The organism is Rhizobium sp. MHM7A (assembly GCF_005862215.1).
GTDB lineage: Bacteria > Pseudomonadota > Alphaproteobacteria > Rhizobiales > Rhizobiaceae > Rhizobium > Rhizobium bangladeshense.
In genome coordinates this window covers 86460-108404 of the sequence record NZ_VCHT01000015.1, presented here as the reverse complement: position 1 = coordinate 108404, position 21945 = coordinate 86460, and the positions used below count along the sequence as shown (strand labels likewise).

At 61.7% G+C, this 21945-nt stretch carries 13 protein-coding genes; 7 read left to right on the top strand and 6 right to left on the bottom strand.

Features of this window, described 5'->3' with window-relative positions:
- Positions 1–6 precede the first annotated feature (6 nt).
- Together lptE and leuS are read right to left on the bottom strand one after the other, a co-directional pair.
- Positions 7–516, bottom strand: a complete 510-nt coding sequence (lptE, locus tag FFR93_RS32830; protein WP_064708152.1) for an LPS assembly lipoprotein LptE — start codon at positions 514–516, stop codon at positions 7–9.
- On the bottom strand, positions 506–3136 hold the full coding sequence (gene leuS / locus FFR93_RS32825; protein WP_138396277.1) for a leucine--tRNA ligase: 2631 nt from the start codon (positions 3134–3136) through the stop codon (positions 506–508). Before leuS ends, lptE begins: the two co-directional genes overlap by 11 nt.
- A gap of 268 nt (positions 3137–3404) precedes the next feature.
- Between leuS and FFR93_RS32820 the strand changes: the two genes are divergently transcribed.
- Positions 3405–4064, top strand: coding sequence for a YggS family pyridoxal phosphate-dependent enzyme (locus FFR93_RS32820; RefSeq protein WP_064708150.1), 660 nt, complete (start codon positions 3405–3407; stop codon positions 4062–4064).
- 132 nt (positions 4065–4196) lie between these two features.
- Positions 4197–6107: a propionyl-CoA synthetase gene (locus FFR93_RS32815; protein WP_138396276.1), complete on the top strand. Its 1911-nt coding sequence runs from the start codon at positions 4197–4199 to the stop codon at positions 6105–6107.
- A 134-nt stretch (positions 6108–6241) separates the two neighbouring features.
- Here FFR93_RS32815 and FFR93_RS32810 read toward each other — a convergent pair whose 3' ends face one another.
- Complete coding sequence (locus FFR93_RS32810; RefSeq protein WP_138396275.1) at positions 6242–6943, bottom strand: DUF1013 domain-containing protein; 702 nt, start codon at positions 6941–6943, stop codon at positions 6242–6244.
- Positions 6944–7173: 230 nt separating this feature from the next.
- Between FFR93_RS32810 and acs the strand changes: the two genes are divergently transcribed.
- Positions 7174–9129, top strand: coding sequence for an acetate--CoA ligase (acs, locus tag FFR93_RS32805; protein WP_138396274.1), 1956 nt, complete (start codon positions 7174–7176; stop codon positions 9127–9129).
- 109 nt (positions 9130–9238) lie between these two features.
- Here acs and FFR93_RS32800 read toward each other — a convergent pair whose 3' ends face one another.
- Positions 9239–9463: a DUF1674 domain-containing protein gene (locus FFR93_RS32800; RefSeq protein WP_138396273.1), complete on the bottom strand. Its 225-nt coding sequence runs from the start codon at positions 9461–9463 to the stop codon at positions 9239–9241.
- Positions 9464–9573: 110 nt separating this feature from the next.
- Here FFR93_RS32800 and htpX point away from each other — a divergent pair, with 110 nt between their 5' ends.
- The 4 genes from htpX to purH all read left to right on the top strand — a co-directional run bounded on the left by htpX (position 9574) and on the right by purH (position 15608).
- Positions 9574–10527, top strand: a complete 954-nt coding sequence (htpX, locus tag FFR93_RS32795) for a zinc metalloprotease HtpX (protein ID WP_064708145.1) — start codon at positions 9574–9576, stop codon at positions 10525–10527.
- The gene (locus tag FFR93_RS32790; RefSeq protein ID WP_064712465.1) at positions 10518–11906 is read left to right on the top strand and encodes an RsmB/NOP family class I SAM-dependent RNA methyltransferase; all 1389 of its coding nucleotides are present in this window, start codon (positions 10518–10520) and stop codon (positions 11904–11906) included. The genes htpX and FFR93_RS32790 overlap by 10 nt, the downstream gene beginning before the upstream one ends.
- A 209-nt stretch (positions 11907–12115) precedes the next feature.
- Positions 12116–13789 carry a heparinase II/III family protein gene (locus FFR93_RS32785; RefSeq protein WP_138396272.1) on the top strand — a complete coding sequence of 558 codons (1674 nt, stop codon included), beginning with the start codon at positions 12116–12118 and terminating at the stop codon, positions 13787–13789.
- A gap of 202 nt (positions 13790–13991) precedes the next feature.
- A complete protein-coding gene (gene purH / locus FFR93_RS32780) occupies positions 13992–15608 on the top strand; it encodes a bifunctional phosphoribosylaminoimidazolecarboxamide formyltransferase/IMP cyclohydrolase (RefSeq protein ID WP_138396271.1) in 1617 nt (538 codons plus the stop codon).
- A gap of 17 nt (positions 15609–15625) precedes the next feature.
- On the opposite strand, the gene FFR93_RS32775 is transcribed toward purH, so the two are convergent.
- Together FFR93_RS32775 and FFR93_RS32770 are read right to left on the bottom strand one after the other, a co-directional pair.
- Positions 15626–17014 carry an MFS transporter gene (locus tag FFR93_RS32775; RefSeq protein ID WP_138396270.1) on the bottom strand — a complete coding sequence of 463 codons (1389 nt, stop codon included), beginning with the start codon at positions 17012–17014 and terminating at the stop codon, positions 15626–15628.
- Between the two features lie 23 nt (positions 17015–17037).
- Complete coding sequence (locus FFR93_RS32770) at positions 17038–21813, bottom strand: NAD-glutamate dehydrogenase (RefSeq protein ID WP_138396316.1); 4776 nt, start codon at positions 21811–21813, stop codon at positions 17038–17040.
- Between the last annotated feature and the right edge of the window lie 132 nt (positions 21814–21945).

Sequence of the window (21945 nt, the reverse complement as noted above, 5' to 3'; positions counted from 1 at the left end):
CCGCCCTCAGCGGCTGAGGGCAGCGGCGAGGTCGGCTCCTACGAATTCCGCCGCCTGATCCGCGGCGCGGTTCTCGGCATCGCGGATCGCCCTTTGCTTGGCAAATTCCTGCTCGGAGAAATCCACCAGCGCCGTCGCCTGGCGACTGCCGGCCTTGATCACGTGACCGTCGGCTATTGCGCTCAGCGTATAGGTGACGGTGACGGTTACACGACCGGCGCGCGACGTATCGCCGGATTGCCGGAGGAGCGTATCGGCGACGCTCGAGATGGCGCGCATCTCGACGTGATATTGCGGATTTACCGCTTCGCCGGCGCCCCGCGACGCCAGGAAGATCAGGCGATTGCGAACTTGCTGTTCGACACGACCGGATGCGTCGGAAAAGCCGACTGTGGACAGCTTTTCGGCGACGCCTGAGCTTTCGGAATAAAGCGGCCGGACCTGGCAGGCCGAAAGAAACGCCGAGGCGGCAAGGATCACGGCGAGGCCGGCATTGCGGATGATATCAGACGACAATGTTTACAATCCTTTGGGGAACCACGATGATTTTTTTCGGTGCCTGACCGTTCAGCACGTTCTTCACCGCATCCAGTTCCAGCACGGCGTTGGTGACGGCATTCTGATCCGCATCCCGAGAAATTGTCAATTCGGCGCGCTTCTTGCCATTGATCTGCACGGGCAGAACGACGTCGTTTTCCATGACAAGCGCTTCAACGTAATGCGGCCAACCTGTGCGGGCAAGCAGCCTTGTATTGCCAAGCGTGGCCCAGCATTCCTCGGCAAGATGCGGCGTCATCGGTGCGACGATCTGGATCAGAATCTCGGCGGCGTCGCGCACGGCGGCACGATAGGCGGCATCGCCTTCACCCGCCGCAACCCTCGCCAGCGGCGCGGCTAGCGCATTGACGAGCTCGTAGATGCGGGCGACGGCCTTGTTGAACCAAAGCTTGTCGTAGTCGTTCTGAACGGCCTTCAGCGTCTTATGCGCCGCCTGAGAGATCGCCAGCGCCTCCCCTTCGCTCGCCGGTACGGGTGCAACGGTGGACAGGACGTCGGCCGCTTCCGAAATCAGCCGCCACAGGCGCTGGGTGAAACGATGAGCACCTTCGACACCCGCCTCGGACCAAATGACGTCACGCTCCGGCGGCGAATCGGAGAGAACGAAGAAGCGGGCGGTGTCGGCGCCATAGGAGGCGATGATATCGTCGGGATCCACGACGTTCTTCTTCGATTTCGACATCTTCTCGATCGAGCCGATGGTGACCTCCTCGTCGGTCGCCAACAGCAGGGCGCGGCGTTTGCCGTCGATCTCCTCGATGCGGATATCGACGGGCGCCACCCATTCGCGACCGGCTCCGGAACCGCGGCTGTAGGTTTCATGAACCACCATGCCCTGCGTGAAAAGGCCCTTGAAGGGCTCGGTGGCGGCGACGTGGCCGGTCTCGCGCATGGCGCGGGTGAAAAAGCGGGAATAGAGCAGATGCAGAATCGCATGCTCGATGCCGCCGATATATTGATCGACCGGCAGCCAGCGATTAGCCGCCTCAGGATCAGTGGGCTTTCCTTCCCAGGGTGCGGTGAAGCGGGTGAAATACCAGCTCGAATCGACGAAGGTATCCATCGTATCAGTCTCGCGGCGAGCCTCCTTGCCGCAACTCGGGCATGCTACGTGACGCCAAGTCGGATGTCGGTCGAGCGGATTGCCGGGCTGGTCGAAGGTCACATCCTCCGGCAGTTTCACCGGCAGGTCCTTCTTCGGCACCGGCACGACTCCGCAGGCTTCGCAGTGGATGACCGGGATGGGGCAGCCCCAATACCGCTGGCGCGAAATGCCCCAGTCGCGCAGGCGGAAATTGATCTTCCGCTCGCCCTGCGGCGTGTTGCCGAGCGAAGCCGCCGACAGCCGGTCGGCGACGATATTAAAGGCCTCCTCGGTCGTCTTGCCGTCGAGGAAACGCGAGTTGATCATCACGCCATCGCCGTCATAAGCGGTGTCGCCGATCGAAAAGCTCGCGGCGTCGCCATCCCTCGGCATGACGACCGGAACAAACGGCAGGCCATATTTCCGGGCAAAATCGAGGTCGCGCTGGTCCCCGGACGGGCAGCCGAAGATCGCGCCGGTGCCGTAATCCATCAGGACGAAATTGGCGATGTAGACCGGCAGCTCCCATGAGGGATCGAGCGGGTGCCTGACGCGGATACCGGTATCCATGCCCTTCTTCTCGGCGGTCTCCAGCGCGGCGAGCGAGGTACCGGCGCGGCGGCACTCCTCGCAGAAGGCTTCGATCTCAACATTCCTGGCGGCCGCATCCTTGGCCAGCGGATGATCGGCGGCGATTGCCAGGAAGGAAGCGCCGAACAACGTGTCCGGCCGCGTCGTATAGACCGTGACTTCGGTCTCGCCGGCGGGCGCAGTTTCCGGCACGATCTCCCAGCTCACCGTCAGGCCTTCGGAACGGCCGATCCAGTTCTTCTGCATCAGGCGCACTTTTTCCGGCCACTGGTCGAGCGTATCCAGCGCGTCCAGCAGGTCCTGGCTGAAGTCGGTGATCTTGAAGAACCATTGGGTCAGTTCGCGCTGTTCGACCAGCGCGCCGGAACGCCAGCCGCGGCCGTCGATCACCTGTTCGTTGGCAAGCACGGTATTGTCCACCGGGTCCCAGTTCACCTTGGACTGCTTGCGGTAGACCAGCCCCTTTTCCAGGAAGTCCAGGAACAGATGCTGCTGTTGCTGGTAATATTCGACGTCGCAAGTGGCGAATTCACGGCTCCAGTCCAGCGAAAGCCCCATGGCCTTCAGCTGCGCCTTCATCGAAGCGATATTCTGGTAGGTCCAGGAAGCGGGGTGCACGCCGCGCTCCATAGCGGCATTCTCGGCCGGCATCCCGAAGGCGTCCCAGCCCATCGGGTGCAGCACGTTATAGCCGCGAGCACGCTTGTAGCGGGCAACGACGTCGCCCATCGCGTAATTGCGGACATGGCCCATATGGATGCGCCCCGAAGGATAGGGGAACATTTCGAGGACGTAATATTTTTCGCGCGGATCCGAGTTATCGGTTTCGAAGACCTTGTCTTCATTCCATTTCTGCTGCCAGCGGGGCTCGGCATCGCGCGGATTATAACGTTCGGTAGCCATGGTATTCGAATTTCCGGAAAATCAGGGGAGATTGGTCGAGACCTTCACCATGAAACCACGGTAGCGTCAAGTTTTGCAGCCGCTGCAGGCGTCCGATCTGCATCACAGCCGCGAGATTTCGCCAGCGCGGGTCTTGGCAAGCACAGAATGGCTGGCTAAAGCGCGTCGCTATCCTACAATTTCGCCCGGCAGGTCTGAGGTCTTTGTCTTACGCGACATGCTTTAGTTCATTGCCGATCCTTTTACCCCGATATGTCGAGGCACAATGATGGACCTTCAAGAGCGCTTGCACGACGTGCGGTCGCGAATTGCCGCCGCAGAACGGGAGGCGGGTCGTCCGGTGGGTTCGGTTCAGCTCGTCGCCGTGTCGAAGACCTTCGAAGCTGATGCGATCCGCCCCGCCATCGACGCGGGACAGCGGATCTTCGGCGAGAACAGGGTGCAGGAAAGCCAGGGGAAATGGCCCGCGCTGAAAGCCGGACATCCCGATATCGAGCTGCATCTAATCGGACCGCTGCAATCGAACAAGGCGGCAGATGCCGTGGCGCTTTTCGACGTCATCGAAACCGTCGACCGGGAAAAGATCGCCCGTGCGCTCGCCGAGGAAATGAAGCGGCAAGGCAAGACGCCGCGGCTCTACGTCCAGGTCAATACCGGACTCGAGCCGCAGAAGGCCGGCATTGTCCCTGACGACGCGCCAGCCTTCGTCTCGCTTTGCCGCGGCGAGCTCGGCCTGTTGATCGAAGGCCTGATGTGCATTCCTCCGGCCGAGGAAAATCCCGGGCCGCATTTTGCCCTCCTGGCAAAGCTCGCGCGCAAATGCGGTGTCGAAAAACTATCCATGGGCATGTCGGGCGACTACCAGACGGCCATTTCCTTCGGCGCCACCAGCGTACGCGTGGGATCTGCGATTTTCGGCGCGCGCTGACACGCTGCTTTGGTCGGGCTTCCCTCCCCGCTCAACCCGCTTTAGCCTCTGCATGTCGCGCCAAACTGCTGCGCACTTTGCGCGACATGCAGTAGACTGATCTTGCGGCTTGCATGTCCTGGGGAGGAGCAGATGCAGAACGGCTATCATCAGGCCTATGCGGCCTGGAAACGCGATCCGGAAGCCTTCTGGCGCGAAGCCGCCGCCGCCATCGACTGGTTCAAGCCGCCGGAGCAGGTATTTTCACCTGATGAGGGTATATACGGCCGCTGGTTCTCAGGGGCGGAAACCAACACCTGTCACAATTGCCTGGACCGGCATGTTGCGACGGGACGCGGCGGCGAGACGGCGATCATCTTCGACAGCGCCATGACCGGCGAAAAGCGCAGGTTTTCATACGAGGAGGTACTCGGCGAGGTGAAGGCCATCGCCGCGACGCTGCTCGAACTCGGCGTCGGCAGAGGCGACCGCGTGATCCTTTATATGCCGATGCTGCCGGAGGCGGTGTTTTCCATGCTCGCCTGCGCCCGTATCGGTGCAGTCCATTCCGTGGTTTTCGGCGGGTTTGCCGCCAGCGAGCTTGCCGCACGCATCGACGACAGCGGCGCGAAGCTGGTAATCACCGCGAGCTGCGGGCTCGAGCCCGGCCGTGTGGTCGCTTATAAGCCGCTGGTCGATCAGGCGATCGAGCTTGCGCGGATAAAGCCGGAGCGCTGCCTGGTGCTGCAGCGGCCGCAGCTTCAGGCAGAACTCGCGAGCGGCCGCGACCAGGATTTCGAGGCGGCGGTGGCGCCCCATCGCGGCGCGGAGGTCGCCTGTGTTTCCGTCAAGGCGACTGATCCCCTCTACATCCTCTACACCTCGGGCACGACGGGCCAGCCGAAGGGCGTTGTGCGCGACACCGGCGGCCATATGGTCGCGCTCAACTGGTCGATGCGCAATATCTACGGCCTGAAGCCGGGCGAGGTCTTCTGGACAGCGTCCGATATCGGCTGGGTCGTCGGCCATTCCTATATCGTCTATGCACCGCTGATCGCGGGCGTGACCACGCTGATCTTCGAGGGAAAGCCGATCGGCACTCCGGATGCCGGCGTATTCTGGCGGATCGTCTCGGAATACAAGGTGCGCGTGCTTTTTACGGCGCCGACCGCATTCCGCGCCATCCGGCGGGAGGATGGTGAGGGCGAGATGCTGCGCAAATACAAGATGCCGGATTTCCGGGCGCTGTTTCTGGCCGGCGAGAGGGCGGACCCCGAGACGCTGAAATGGGCGGAGCGCATGCTCGGCGTGCCGGTCATAGATCACTGGTGGCAGACGGAGACCGGCTGGCCGATCGCCGCCAATCCGCTCGGGCTCGGCCCCCTCCGCGTCAAGCATGGGTCACCGACATTGCCGATGCCCGGTTATGACGTCGCCGTACTCGACGATGCCGGCCACCCGACCGAGGCGGGAAGGCTTGGTAATATTGTCATAAAGCTGCCCTTGCCGCCGGGTTGCCTGCCGACCCTCTGGAACGCCAACGATCGTTTCCGGTCGGCTTACCTCGGTGAATTTCCCGGTTACTACAAGACAGCCGATGCCGGCTATGTCGACGAGGACGGGTATCTCTTCATCATGTCGCGCACCGACGACATCATCAATTGCGCCGGTCACCGGCTTTCGACCGGGGCGATGGAGGAGGTTTGCGCGCGGCATCCCGACGTTGCCGAATGTGCTGTGATCGGCGTGACCGATGCGCTGAAGGGTCAGGCGCCCTGTGGTTTCCTGGTACTGAAACGGGACATTTCTCGTGAAGCGGCGGCGATCGAATCAGAGGTCGTGGCGATGATTCGCCAGTCGATCGGCCCGGTCGCAGCCTTCAAAACGGCCATCACCGTTAATCGCTTGCCGAAAACGCGCTCCGGTAAAATCCTACGCGGAACGATGCAGAAAATTGCCGACGGCATACCCTGGAAAATGCCGGCAACCATTGATGATCCCGCGATTCTGGAAGAGATTGCCGAGGCACTGCGCAAGCGCGGTTTCGGCTCGTTACCGATGTAAATTAAGGATGGACGGGTTAAAGCGCGTCGCGATCTTTCGCTCCTCGCGCTTTAGCTCCTTGTTTCCGCATGTCGTTATTGCAATAAAAAACCCCGCCGAAGCCGGCGGGGTTTTGCATGAGACTGCTGGTATTCTCAGTACTGGTCGTCCTCGTCTTCATCCTTCGGGGCCGAGCGCAGCGAGCTCAGCTTGCGGAAGACGGCGTCGGCGTCGATTTCCTTTTCCTCTTCGCGCTCGTAGCTCGGGCTCAGGCGTTCGGTCTCCTGCGCCGATTGCAGCGTTGCGCCAAGCTCGGCGGCGGTCGGCAGCGGACGGCCCTTGGACGCCTTTTCGACTTCCATGTCGAGATCGATCTGGCTGCAGAGGCCGAGCGTGACCGGGTCCATCGGCGCCAGGTTGGCGGAGTTCCAGTGGGTGCGCTCGCGGATCTGCTCGATCGTCGATTTCGTCGTGCCGACGAGGCGGGAAATCTGCGCGTCCTTCAGCTCCGGATGGTTGCGAACGAGCCAGAGAATGGCGTTCGGGCGGTCCTGACGCTTGGAAACCGGCGTATAACGCGGGCCGCGGCGCTTGGATTCCGGCACGCGCACCTTCGGTTCGGAAAGTTTCAGCTTGTGGTTCGGATTGGCTTCGGCGCGGGCGATCTCGTCGCGGGAGAGCTGTCCCGTCGAGATCGGGTCGAGGCCCTTGATGCCCTGCGCTGCTTCGCCATCGGCGATCGCCTTGACCTCGAGCGGGTGCAGTTTGCAGAAGTGCGCGATCTGATCGAAAGACAGCGCCGTGTTGTCGACAAGCCAGATGGCAGTCGCCTTCGGCATGAGCAGTGTTTGAGCCATGGATATAGTCCTTCTATCGTCCGCGCCGGTCGCGGTCCGTGGATTGTCACCACAATGTCCGGGAAATATGCCGCTATATAACCGGACTGTCGCAGAATTGCAATTCTTCCGAAATCAAATGACCTTTGTCTAATTGCCGTGGCGATGCGAACTGCTATGAATTGCCGTGATTTGAAGTTCGGGCCCTGTACAGCTCGCGGTCCGTCGCATGTCCCATGAGGAGGAGTTCCATGTCGGAGAAGATCTATCCGGTCACGAAGCCGGTGAAGGCGCGCGCCCTGATCGATAAGGAGAAGTACCTGAAATGGTACGAGGAAAGCATCGAGGATCCGGACAAGTTCTGGGGCAAGCACGGCAAGCGGATCGACTGGTTCAAGCCTTACACGAAGGTCAAGAACACCTCCTTTACCGGCAAGGTCTCGATCAAATGGTTCGAAGACGGCCAGACGAACGTCTCCTACAATTGCATCGACCGCCATCTGAAGACGAATGGCGACCAGGTGGCGATCATCTGGGAAGGCGATAACCCTTACGTCGACAAGAAGATCACCTATAACGAGCTCTACGAGCATGTTTGCCGGACGGCGAACGTGTTGAAGAAGCATGGCGTCAAGAAGGGTGATCGCGTTACCATCTACATGCCGATGATCCCGGAGGCAGCCTATGCGATGCTCGCCTGTGCTCGCATCGGCGCGGTGCATTCCGTCGTCTTCGGCGGCTTTTCGCCGGAGGCGCTGGCAGGGCGCATCGTCGATTGCGAATCCACCTTCGTCATCACCTGCGACGAAGGCGTTCGCGGCGGCAAGCCGGTACCGCTGAAGGACAACACCGACACTGCGATCCATATCGCCGCCCGTCAACACGTCACCGTCAGCAAGGTCCTCGTCGTTCGCCGCACCGGCGGCAAGACCGGCTGGGCGCCCGGACGCGACCTCTGGTATCATCAGGAAATCGCCAGCGTGAAGGCGGAATGCCCGCCGGTGAAGATGAAGGCGGAAGATCCGCTGTTCATTCTCTACACGTCAGGTTCCACCGGCAAGCCGAAGGGCGTGCTGCATACGACGGGCGGTTACCTCGTCTATGCGGCGATGACGCATGAATATGTGTTCGACTACCATCACGGCGAGATTTACTGGTGCACGGCCGATGTCGGCTGGGTCACCGGTCACTCCTATATCGTCTACGGGCCGCTGGCGAACTGTGCGACGACACTGATGTTCGAAGGTGTGCCGAACTTCCCCGACCAGGGCCGTTTCTGGGAAGTCGTCGACAAGCACAAGGTCAATATCTTCTATACGGCGCCGACGGCGATCCGTTCGCTGATGGGCGCGGGCGACGAATTCGTCACGCGCTCCTCCCGCTCTTCGCTGCGCCTGCTAGGCACTGTGGGCGAACCGATCAACCCGGAAGCCTGGGAATGGTATTACAATGTCGTCGGCGACAAGCGCTGCCCGGTCATCGATACATGGTGGCAGACGGAAACCGGCGGCCACATGATCACGCCGCTGCCGGGCGCCACCGACCTGAAACCGGGTTCGGCGACGACGCCGTTCTTCGGCGTAAAGCCGCAACTGGTCGACAATGAAGGCAAGGTGCTGGAAGGTCCGGCCGATGGCAATCTCTGCATCACCGACAGCTGGCCGGGGCAGATGCGCACCGTCTATGGCGACCATGACCGCTTCATCCAGACCTATTTCTCCACCTACAAGGGCAAGTATTTCACCGGCGACGGCTGCCGGCGCGATGCGGACGGTTATTATTGGATCACCGGCCGCGTCGACGACGTGCTCAACGTCTCCGGCCACCGGCTGGGTACCGCCGAAGTGGAATCCGCCCTCGTCTCGCACAATCTGGTTTCAGAAGCGGCGGTCGTCGGCTATCCGCATTCGATCAAGGGCCAGGGAATTTATTGCTATGTGACCTTGATGGCCGGACACGAAGGCACCGACACGCTTCGCCAGGAACTGGTGAAGCATGTGCGCGCCGAAATCGGCCCGATCGCCGCGCCCGATAAGATCCAGTTCGCGCCCGGCCTGCCGAAGACCCGCTCCGGCAAGATCATGCGGCGCATCCTGCGCAAGATCGCCGAGGACGACTTCGGCGCTCTCGGCGATACCTCGACGCTTGCCGATCCGGCCGTCGTCGACGACCTGATCGCCAACCGGCAGAACAAGGTAACTGCCTGATATAAAGAGCCGCCCCGACCATCCGAGTCCCGAGGCGGCTCACTTTGCTTTGGCTGGCTGAATTTGGACGGCCTGCACGAGGCCCGGATTTGGGCCCGACAATCCGGGCTTAAAAATCGATTGCCCGGCCGTTGATCTCGTAATCCCCGAAGCGGGCGGGCTCGGCGCCGCCGCGGCCGCCGATCTCAGGTGGCAGATCCAGCGGCTTCTGATTCATGCGTCTTTCTTCAGCCTCGGCAAGCGCACGTCGGGCGGCCGGAGACAGTACCTTGCGCGGCGGCTCCGATCCCTCCACCGTCGGCGTTTGGCTATTGTCGTTATCGGCGTCCTGCATGGCCTTCTCCTGCCGGAAATATTGAAAATGGCGGGTGAATAACCAAATCATAATGCGCAGTCGCCGGGATTGAAAGCTTGCGACGCCAAATTCGGAGTTGGAGATTCGCAATGAACCTCGTTCGCACTGCCATGTTGCTTGCCTTCATGACGGCGCTTTTCATGTTCGTCGGTTTTCTGATCGGCGGTCGAGGCGGCATGATGATCGCATTCGTCATTGCCGCCGGCATGAATTTCTTCTCCTATTGGAACTCTGATCGGATGGTGCTTGCGGCCTATCGCGCGCAGCAGATCGATGAGCGAAATGCGCCGGAATTCTTTGCGATCGTGCGCGATCTCGCCCGCAATGCCGGCCTGCCGATGCCGAAGGTCTATCTCTACGACAGCCCGCAGCCGAATGCTTTCGCCACCGGCCGCAACCCCGAAAATGCGGCCGTTGCCGCCTCGACCGGCCTGCTCGCTGCCTTGTCTCCCGAGGAGGTGGCAGGCGTGATGGCGCATGAGCTCGCTCATATCCAGAACCGCGACACGCTGACCATGACGATCACGGCAACGCTTGCCGGCGCGATCTCGATGCTCGGCAACTTCGCCTTCTTCTTCGGCGGCAACCGCGAGAACAATAATCCGCTCGGCTTTATCGGCGTCCTTGTCGCGATGATCGTAGCACCGCTCGCCGCCATGCTGGTGCAGATGGCGATCAGCCGCACGCGCGAATATTCGGCTGACCGCCGCGGCGCCGAAATCTGCGGCAACCCGCTCTGGCTCGCTTCCGCACTCGGAAAGATTGCTCGCGGTGCGGCCCATGTGCCGAATGAGGATGCCGAGCGCAATCCAGCGACGGCCCATATGTTCATCATCAATCCGCTTTCCGGCGAACGCATGGACAATCTGTTTTCCACCCATCCGAACACGGAAAACCGTATTGCTGCGCTCCATGAGATGGCGCAAAGCGGCATGAATGTCTCGACGGGACCGGTGCGTACTGCTAATCCGTCGCGCAAATCGCGCTCTGTTCCGAATACGGGTCGCGGTGGTTCGCAACCGCCAAAAGGTCCGTGGTCTTGAATTCAGACGGAACGACAAAGCCATTCCGCAACCAGAAATCCTCCGCCGGCCGGTCGGCGCCAGCCAAGCCCGGCCTGCAGGCCCGGGCGGCGGCCGCAAAGATTCTGGCCGCCGTCGTCGACCGCAAGCTGCCGCTCGACGGCGCTCTCGATCATGAACATGGCAACCCGGCCTATAAGGCCCTTGGCGAAAGTGATCGGGCGCTTGTGCGTGCCATTTTGAACACGACGCTGCGCCATCTGCCGCGCATTGACGCCGCAATTGACTCGCTGCTGGAGTCGCCGTTGCCGGAGGGGGCGCGGGCCTTGCACCATGTTCTGGCAATCGGGGCTGCGCAGATCCTCTATCTCGACGTGCCGGATCATTCCGCGGTCGATCTTGCCGTCGAGCAGGCCAACCAGGATCCTCGCAATCGCCGCTTCGCAAAGCTGGTCAACGCCGTGCTGCGCCGGCTCGGCCGCGAAAAGGACGAGGTGCTGGTGCGGATCGAAAAAGTTCCGCCGATGCCAACCTGGTTCCTCTCAAGGCTGGAAAAGGCCTATGGGCGCGACGCGGCGCTGGCGATCTCGCAATCGCAGCTCGAACCCGCGGCGATCGATTTGACCGTCAAAGCCGACGCAGAAGCCTGGGCGAAGAGGCTGAACGGCGTTGCCCTGCCCACGGGCGGCGTGCGGCTTGCCGCCTTTGAAGGCGGTATTCCTTCACTCGAGGGCTTCGACGAGGGTGCGTGGTGGGTGCAGGATGCGGCGGCAAGCATTCCGGCCAGGCTTTTCGGCAATCTCTCGGGCAAACGTGCTGCCGACCTCTGTGCTGCGCCCGGCGGAAAGACAGCCCAACTCATCCTTGCCGGCGGCGTGGTGACCGCACTCGATCAGTCGGAAAGCCGGCTAAGACGGCTGCGGTCGAATCTCGACCGGCTAGGCCTCGAGGCGGACACGGTTGCGACAGACCTGACGACATTCAGGCCAACGGAAGGCTTCGATGCGATCCTGCTCGACGCCCCCTGCTCTTCCACCGGCACGACGCGCCGGCACCCCGACGTGCTTTGGACCAAGGGGCCGGATGATATAGCCAGGCTGGCGGCGCTGCAGGAGCGGCTGCTGCGTCATGCGCTGACGCTGCTGAAGCCAGGCGGCACGCTGGTATTTTCGAACTGCTCGCTCGATCCCGCCGAGGGTGAGGAAGTCGTTGCCCGCGTTCTTTCCGATGCGGACGCAATCGAGCGTGTGCCGATCAGCGCTGGCGACTGGCCAGGTCTCGAAGCGGCGATCACGCCGCTCGGCGAATTCCGCACGCTTCCAACCATGCTGAAAATGCCTGAAGGCATCGCCTCCGGCCTCGACGGCTTCTACGCGGCGGTGCTGCGGCGAGCGGCCTGATTCCTCAAATGCATCACCCAAATCCGTACCATGTGAGGATTACACCTTCGCAGAACGTCAGTCGTTCTTTGCAAAACGCCAGAATATCCGCCGATGACACGCAACAATTTTTGTATATTCGAACTTTGTCACGAATTAATTCATTGCGGACGATGAAATCGGCTGCCTTTCACCTATTCTTAACCACGAGGGTCAATAGACAATAGAATATGCAGTCCGGTCGGCGTTTTGCGAGCATGTATGTTCGGGAGGCTTGGCGGCGCGCCTTGCGCCGCGTCGCGCTGCTGCGCCTGAAGCTCATTCGCCCTTCGATCAAGCCGCCCGAGCGTCTGATCGTCGCCCCGACCGATCTTCGCAGCATTGATCCACATGTGGCCGACGAGATTCTCAACGGACGGTTCCTCCTGGCCGGCCGCATGCTGGAAACGGACGGCAAATCGCCCTTCACCTTCACCTTGCCCTCCCGGCCCTTTGCTATCCGCCTGCACAGCTTCGGCTGGCTGCGACACATGCGGGCGCACAAGACGGAACGCAGCTCGGCGGCCGCCCGCGCGATCGTCGACAGCTGGCTTTCCATCCATGCCGGCCGTGTGGAAGGAATTGCCTGGGAGACGGACGTCACGGCCCAGCGAGTCATCGCCTGGCTGTCGCATTCGCCGGTCGTGCTGCAGAATGCCGATCGCGGCTTTTATCGCCGCTTCATGAAGTCGCTTGCTTTTCAGGTCAGGTTCCTGCATCGCATGGCGCCCTATACGCTCGGTGGCCTGGAGCTGTTTCGGCTGCGCATCGCGCTCGCCATGGCCTCTGTCGCCATGCCGGCCCGACCATCTACGCTTCGAAGAGCGGCACAGGCGCTCGACCGCCAATTCGATAGCCAGATTCTCCCGGATGGCGGTCATATCTCGCGCAATCCGCGCGTCGGCTTGGAACTGCTGCTCGACCTGCTGCCATTGCGGCAGACTTACGTCAATCTCGGCCATGATCTGCCGCAGAAGCTGATTTCGGGCATCGACCGCATGTATCCGGCTTTGCGGTTCTTCCGCCATCAGGACGGGGACCTGGCGCTCTTCAACGGCGCGACCTCGACGCTCGCCAATGAGCTGATGTCGGTGCTCAGATATGACGAGACCGCTGGCCAGCCATTCAAGGCTTTGCCGCAGTCACGCTATCAGCGGCTTTCCGGGGGCAAGACGGTTATCATCGCCGATACCGGCACGCCGCCCTCGGGCGGCGCGCTGCGCACCGCGCATGCCGGGAGCCTGTCCTTCGAGATGTCGTCGGGCCGCCATCGCTTCATCGTCAATTCCGGCTCGCCGAAATTTGCCGGACACCGTTATGTGCAGATGGCGCGCACGACCGCGGCGCATTCGACCGTCATCCTCAACGACACGTCGTCCAGCCGTTTTTCACACTCGCCTTTCCTCGATCATGCAATCACCGAACCGGTGAAAACCGTCACCGTCGAACGTGTCGAAATGGAGGATGGGCGCGACAGCATCAAGCTCAGCCATGACGGTTATCTCAGGACGTTCGGCGTGCTGCACGAGCGAGAGCTGACGCTCAATGCGGCAGGTTCGATGGTGACAGGCCACGACCGGCTCATCCGGCGTGAAGGATACGAACGCGGCGAGCCGCTGAAGGCCGTCGCCCGTTTTCATATTCATCCCTCCATCGTTCTGCAGCAGAGCGATGGAGAATCCGTGCTGCTGACGGCGCCGGACGGCGAAAGCTGGCTGTTTTCCGCGCCCGGCAACGAAGTGCTGATTTCCGAGGACATCTTCTTCGCCGACAGCTCCGGCATCTGCGGCTCTGACCAGATCCAGATCGATTTCGATCTGGCCGGGAAGACGGAGATCCGCTGGTTCCTGTCCCGTAAAGCTTAGACGGGATCGCCGGCTCGCCAAATTCGAATCCGGGATTAAATCGAAAGGGAGAGCAAGAGCGCTGTTTGCGCGGCGGCAAAGCTGTGCTAACGCGGCGCCAGCAAGAAACGTCCCCTAAGGCAGGATCTCGTCCGAAAGCCGCTTCCACTTTTCGGCCTCATGCTCTAGCGGATATCTCCCGAAGCCCGAACGGAGAAGGTTCATGGCCGTCATTTCCAAGAAGATCCCCGCCCCCGACAAGGTCGAAATCAGGACCGCTCTCCTCTCCGTCTTCGACAAGACCGGCATCGTCGAGCTCGCCCAGACATTGTCTGAAAGAGGCGTGCGTCTGCTGTCGACCGGCGGCACCTACAAGGCGATCGCCGCGGCCGGGCTTGATGTCACCGATGTTTCCGAGATCACCGGTTTTCCTGAGATCATGGATGGGCGCGTCAAGACGCTGCATCCGACGGTGCATGGCGGCCTGCTGGCGATCCGCGACGATGGCGAACACCAGGAGGCGATGAAAAAGCACGGCATCGAGGGCATCGATCTTGCCGTCATCAACCTCTACCCATTCGAGGAGGTGCGGGCGGCCGGTGGCGATTACCCGACGACCGTCGAGAATATCGACATTGGCGGTCCGGCGATGATCCGTGCATCGGCCAAGAACCATGCCTATGTAACCATCCTGACCGATCCCGACGATTATGCGGAGTTCAAGGAGCAGCTTTCGGCAGATGATGGCAAGACGGCCTATGCCTTCCGCCAGCGCATGGCCGCCAAAGCCTATGCGCGTACCGCGGCCTATGATGCTGCGATTTCCAACTGGTTTGCCGAAGCCCTGGCGGTCGACACGCCGCGCCACCGCGTCGTCGGCGGCGTGCTGAAGGAAGAAATGCGTTACGGCGAGAATCCGCATCAGAAGGCCGCCTTCTATGTCACGGGCGAGAAGCGCCCGGGAGTTTCGACAGCCGTCCTTCTCCAGGGCAAGCAGCTCTCCTATAACAATATCAACGACACCGATGCCGCCTACGAGCTCGTCGCCGAATTCCTGCCCGAAAAGGCGCCCGCCTGCGCGATCATCAAACATGCCAATCCCTGCGGCGTCGCTACCGGTTCGAGCCTGATGGAAGCCTATCAGCGGGCGTTGGCCTGCGATTCCGTTTCCGCCTTCGGCGGCATTATCGCGCTCAACCGTGTCTTGGATGCCGAAACGGCCGAGGAGATCGTCAAGCTCTTCACCGAAGTGATCATCGCCCCTGATGTCACCGAAGAGGCAAAGGCGATCGTGGCCCGTAAGCCGAACCTGCGGCTTCTGTCCGCAGGTGGCCTGCCTGATCCACGCGCTGCGGGTTTGACTGCGAAAACCGTCTCCGGCGGCCTCCTGGTCCAGAGCCGCGACAACGGCATGGTCGAGGATCTGGAGCTCAAGGTCGTCACCAAGCGCGCGCCGACGGCGCAGGAGCTTGATGATATGAAGTTTGCCTTCAAAGTCGGCAAACATGTCAAATCGAACGCCGTGGTCTATGCCAAGGACGGCCAGACGGCCGGTATCGGCGCCGGGCAAATGAGCCGGGTGGATTCCGCCCGCATCGCCGCGCTGAAGGCCGAAGAGGCCGCCAAGGCGCTTGGCCTCACGGTGCCGATGACGCATGGTTCGGCGGTTGCTTCCGAGGCCTTCCTGCCGTTTGCCGATGGTCTTTTGTCGATGATCGCCGCAGGGGCGACGGCCGTTATCCAGCCCGGCGGCTCGATGCGCGACCAGGAGGTCATCGATGCCGCAAACGAACACGGCATTGCCATGGTCTTCACCGGCATGCGCCATTTCCGGCACTGACGCGTGCCGGAGACTTGTCAGGTCCGATCGGCCGGATAGGGCGTGCGGATCAGCAGCACCAGCCCGCCGGCGAGAAACAGTACCAGCGTTGCCATTCCGAGCCGCGGTGAGCCGCTGATATAGGTCGCCAGCGAAAAGAGCAGCGTCGCCATGAAGCTCGTGGCGCGCCCTGAAAGTGCGTAGAGGCCGAAGTACCGGCCGGCTTCCTCAAGGCTGACGCTGCGCGCGAGGTAAGAGCGCGACGAGGCCTGCACCGGCCCGAAGGCGAGCCCGATCAGCAGGCCATAAAGGATATAGGCCTTTTCGGCGGCGGTGCCGAAGAGGCCGCCGGAATCGGTCGTCGGCAGCGGCATCAAACCAAACAGGGTGTAACCCGGCCCGGTCGAGATGATGCCGATGGTGGCGAGAAGCAGCATGGTGAGGCTGATGACGACGGTCACCTTGGAACCGACGCCCCTGTCGATCCGTCCGGCGATCAGGCAGCCGAAGATCGCGACGACGTTCAGGATGATGCCGTAGAGACCGATCTCGATCGTCGCCCAGCCGAACATGCCGGCGGCGAAAACGCCTCCGAGGATCAACAGGCCGTTGACGCCGTCCTGATAGATCATGCGGGCGATGAGGAATCTCAGGATGCCGCGGCGTTCTCTGAGTTCGCCGAGCGTGTTTCTCAGTTCCCGCAGGCCGGCGCGAATGGCGGCGCCGAATGGCAGGCCTCTGCCGACATCGGGTGTGAAGATGAACATCGGCAGGATGAAAATCAGATACCAGACGGCCGAGATCGGCCCGGTAACGCGCGCGTCCTGGCCGGTCTTGGGGTCGAGGCCGAAAAGCGGGTCGAGGCCGAGAACGGTCTTGCCGCTTTCCGGGCTTGCCGCCAAAAGCGTGACGACGGCAATCAGCACGATCATGCCGCCGAGATAGCCAAGCCCCCAGGCGGTGTTGGAGAGCTTGCCCACCTCGTGCTTGGCGACCAGCCGCGGCATCATCGAATCATTGAAGACGATCGAAAACTCGGCCGAAACCGAGGCGAGAATCATGAAGATTACGGGATAAAGGACAGGCGAACCCGGGGCTGCAAACCACAGGCAGAACAGGCTGGCGATCTTGATGATCGCGAAGAAGCCGATCCACGGTTTGCGCGCCCCCGACTGGTCGGCGATCGAGCCGAGTACGGGCGACAGCAGGGCGATGATCACAGACGAGATCGTCGCCATGTTGCTCCACGTCGTCTGGGCCGACACAGGATCATCCGTCAGGCGGGAGACGAAATAGGGCCCGAAGATGAAGGTGGTGACCACAGTGAAGAAAGGCTGGGCCGCCCAATCGAAGAACATCCACCCCCAGATGCCCTTCTCCGTGGCTTTCGGCGGCTGTGTTCCTGTCCAGTCTATGCGATTCAACATCCGCTCCTTTTTCGCGGACTGTCTCACCTCGCCCGGTCGCGCGCAAGATCGGTGAGGATGCCTGCGGCAACGGTAATGCGCGCAAGATTGGGATCACCGCTGTCGCTCAGGCTGGAAAGCTCCTCGACGATGCGGTTGATGCGAACGCGATCCTGCGCATGCCAGGCCTGGACGGGCAGCTTCTCCTTGCCGTGGTCGCAAAGGGCCGAGATGACGATGTCGCGCCGGGCGCTGGCGATCTGGTCGATGCTGCGTGCAAGCGCCAGATTTTCGTAGTGGTCGGAGGTGAGAATTCGGCTGCCGGCCGCCAGCAGCCGGGCTATCCGAAAGGTTTTCGACACCGCAAAATAATTCTCGGCTGCGCGCACCAGCGGCTCGCCGGTGCGCTCGGCAATCTGCATGATCTCCGGCACCAGCGCGAAGCTCTGGAGGTTGGCGATTTCGGCCGCAAGCTTTTCGGGCACGCCCACCTCGACATATTCCGCCTGGCGGGCGGCAGCATCGCCGGCGGCCTGTTCGGCGAAAGCAGGTCTTAATTTCTTCAGTGCGGCCTGCAGCCGGCTAATTACCTCCGCCATATCGGCTTTGGTCATCGCGGTTTTCAACAGCAGGCGCGTGAGAACGGTAAAGCTGTGGCTGATTTCTTCGTAGATGCGGTTCTGCACCTCGCCCGGTATTTTGCCGTCGAGCGCATCCGTGTCGGCCCATAGGCGGGTGAGGTCGAAACCGTCGCGTGCGACGATCGCGGCGCGCACCACTTCCGGCGCCGAAGCCGCCGTCGCGTCCATCATGGCGACGATGAAGCTCGGCCCGCCGCGGTTGATCGCTTCATTGGCAAGCACGGTGGCGATGATTTCCCGCCGCAGCCGATGGCTTGCTATATCGCCGGCGTTCGACTTCTGCATCTTGACGGGGAAATAATTGGAGAGCGTCGCCGCAAAATAGGGGTCGTCAGGCAGATCGCTTGCGGCGAGCGCATCGAAGAGCACGATCTTGGCATAGGACAGCAGCACGCCAATTTCCGGCCGCGTCAGCGGGTTGCCAGCCGTGTAACGTTCAGCCAGCGTCTGCTCATCCGGCAAGGTCTCGACCTTACGGTTCAGCTGGCCGGCGGTCTCGAGCACACTCATAAAGCGGGCGAGTTCCAAGCCGTTTGCCGTGCCCTTGCGTTCGGTGAGCGAGATCGCCAGCGACTGGAGATAGTTGTTGCGCAAGACGAGCGCCGCCACTTCGGCGGTCATCGACGAAAGAAGCTGGTCTCGTTTTGCCCGCGTCAGCCGCCCGTCATGCATGGCGGCCGCCAGCGCGATCTTGATGTTGACCTCGACGTCCGAGGTGTTGACGCCGGCCGAGTTGTCGATGGCGTCGGAATTGCAGCGCCCGCCCCTGAGCCCGTAGGCGATGCGGCCCTTCTGGGTGACGCCGAGGTTTGCGCCCTCGCCGATCACCTTGGCGCGCACCTCCGCCGCCGTAATGCGGATTGGGTCGTTGCTGCGGTCGCCGACCTCGGTATCGGTTTCGGAGGCAGCTTTCACATAGGTGCCGATGCCGCCGAACCAGAGCAGGTCGACCGGGCTCTTCAGGATTGCCGTCATAATCTCGAAGGGCGTGGCCACAGCTTTGTCTATGCCGATCGTTGCGATCGCTTCCGGCGTCAGGGTCACCGATTTCGCTGCGCGGGAAATGATCATCGCCCCCTTGGAAAGGGCGTTTCTGTCAAAATCCTGCCAGCTCGAGCGTGGCAGGTCGAAGAGCCGCCGGCGCTCGGCCAGCGTCTTTTCCATGTCGGGATCGGGATCGATGATGATGTCACGGTGGTCGAAGGCGGCGACGAGCCGGATCTTAGGGGAGAGCAGCATGCCGTTGCCGAAGACGTCGCCCGACATATCGCCGACGCCGGCGACGGTGAACGGCGTCGTCTGGATGTCAACGTCCATTTCGCGGAAATGGCGTTTCACGGTTTCCCAGGCGCCGCGGGCGGTGATGCCCATCTTCTTGTGATCGTAACCGGCCGAGCCGCCCGAGGCGAAGGCGTCGTCCAGCCAGAAGCCTGCCTCCTGCGCCAGAGCATTGGCGGTGTCGGAAAAGGTCGCTGTGCCCTTGTCGGCGGCGACGACGAAATAGGGATCGTCGCCGTCGAGCCTGATCGTATCCTTCGGCGGCACGATCTCGGCGCCTGAGATATTGTCGGTGATCGAAAGCAGCGTACGGATATAGGTCTTGTAAGCTTCGCGGCCGGCATTGAAGATCTCGTCGCGGCTGCCGTTAGCCGGAAGCTTCTTCGGATAAAAGCCGCCTTTGGCGCCGACCGGCACGATAACGGCGTTCTTCACCTGCTGCGCCTTGACGAGGCCGAGCACCTCGGTGCGGTAATCCTCGGCGCGGTCCGACCAGCGCAGGCCGCCGCGCGCCACCTTGCCGAAGCGCAGGTGCACGCCTTCCACCTCGACGCCGTAGACGAACATCTCGCGGAAGGGTTTCGGTTGCGGCAGCCCGTCGACCAGGTTCGGATCGAGCTTGAAGGCCAGCATGGCTTTCGGCGACCCATCGGGGTTCTTCTGAAAATAATTGGTGCGCAGCGTCGCGTCGACGATGTTGACGTAGCGTCGCAAGATACGGTCGTCGTCAAGGCTCGGAACGTCTGCAAGGTCTGCCTCGACCGCCTGGTGCAGGTCGGCGATCTTCCTAACGCGGGCTTTGTCGGAAAGCTTAGGATCAAGCGTGTCGTGAAACAGTCGGAAGATGGCGGCGGCCACACCAGGATATTTGTCCAGTGTCGTTGCGATGTAATCCTGCGAATAGGCGATGCCGGCCTGGCGGAGATAACGGGCATAGGCACGCAACACATTGGCTTCGCGCGCCGAGAGCCCGGCCGAAAGAATCAGCCGGTTGAAGCTGTCATTGTCGATCGTGCCGGCGAAGGCGGCGACGAAGGCTTCCTCGAGCGCCGCGCCATAACGATGCAGGTCGATGTCGCCGCCGTTGCGGGTCTCGAGCTCCATGTCGTGCAGCACGACGAGTTTGGTTTCGCCATCGGCGGTCCGCACTCCGATGTCGAAGGTGCGTTCGCTGACGACATTGAAGCCGAGGTTCTCGAGAAGCGGCACGCGGCGCGACAAGGCGAGTTGACCGCCGGCGTGGAAGATCTTCAGCGAAAGGATAGGCCCTTGTGCTTCCTGGCGATGATAAAACTGGATGCGGAGCGGCTCCCCGGCGGCGCAGGCGCCGATATCGGCAAGGTCGGCCACGGTTTCTTCAGGGGTAAAAGAATCCTGGAAGGCTTGATCGACCGATAGTTTGGGCGACTTGGGTCCGGCGAGCGCTTCGAAACGGTCGTCCCAGCGGGCGGTGATTTCGCGGATCGTCTGCTCGAGCTTTGCCTGCGGGATGCGCGGCGTCTTGCCGCCGGAGCGGCCGATGATGAAATGCACGCGGGCGACGCCGCCTTCGGGGAAAGCCGGGTAATAGGCGGAGACACGACCGTCATAGACCGTCTTCAGATAGGTGCCGATCCGCTCGCGCACGATCGAGTCATATTCCTCACGCGGCACATAGACGATCACCGAGACGAAGCGGTCGAAATGGTCGATGCGCGGCAGGACGCGGACGCGCGGCCGGTCGGCGAGATCGTTGATCTGCTCGGCAAAGCTTGCAAGCAGCGTCGTGTCGATCTGGAAAAGGTCGTCGCGCGGATAGGATTCCAGCGTGTTATCGAGCATTCGGCCGGAATGGCTCATCGGGTCGAAGCCGAAATGCTCCTTCACCTTTTCGATCTTGGACCGCAGCAGCGGGATTTCGGAGGCGAGCGAGGTATAGGCTGTCGAGGTGAAGAGGCCAACGATGCGGAGTTCCCCTGTGACATTGCCCTGAGCGTCGAAGCGCTTGACGCCAACGTAATCCATATAGGCGCGGCGATGAACGATCGACTTTACGTTCGCCTTGGTGACGATCAAAAAGTCGGGGCCGTCGAGGAAGGCGAGAATCTCCGGCGTCGTGGTCACGGCGTCCTTGCCGGTGCGCAGCACGAGAACGTCGGGGTTGGAAAGGATGCCAAGGCCGGCGCCCTTGTCCCGCTCGACCTTGGCGTCGGCCCCCTTGCCCGAATAGACATATTCGCGCATGCCGAGGAAGGTGAAATTTTCGTCGCGCAGCCAGGCCAGGAAGGCAACCGCTTCGGCATGTTCGGCCTTCCTGCGGCCGGCGCCATTGGCCGAAAGTTCGGCGATCACCCCGTCGAGCTTGGCAAGCATCGGCTTCCAGTCCGAGACCGAAAGGCGGACCTGTTCGAGCACGGCCTGGACGCGTTTGACGAGATCGGCAGCCTGGGCGGAGTTCAGCGGGGCGATATGCAGCTGGATATGGCTGACGCGCGTGGCCGGATCGCTCGGGTGGTCGGCGGAATAGAGCGCGGGGGCTTTGCCCTTTTCCATGACGAGGATGGGATGCACGGCCATGAAGAGATCGCGGTAGGTGCTCGTCACCTCACCCATGACCGACTCATATAGGAAAGGCATGTTGTGGTCAGTCACCGACAGCACCGAGACGGCGGTGCCGCCAGGCGTCACCTCGGCAATTGTGTCGATGCTGACGCGGGGCGCCTTGCCGTTCCACGCAGCAAGTTCCTTTGCCGAATGTACGGCGGCGCGCGCCAGCATGTCGGGCGCATAGAGTTCGAGGTCATCATTGCTGGCGCGGCCGAAAAGAATTTCCGGATCGAGATGAGGTTCGCTCACCGCCTCAGCGATCTTGCGCGCAGTTTCGATCTGCTTTTCTCGTTTCGGATTGTTTCTGGCAGCCATGAGTCGCCTCCCCGCAATGGACTGATTTTGTCGCAAGCTAGCAGAAGATTTCTCGAAAAAATCCCTAAAATCGTGGCCGCGGTGATTGTTTTGATGCTTTTCTGACCGCGGAAATGGGAATTATCAGAGATT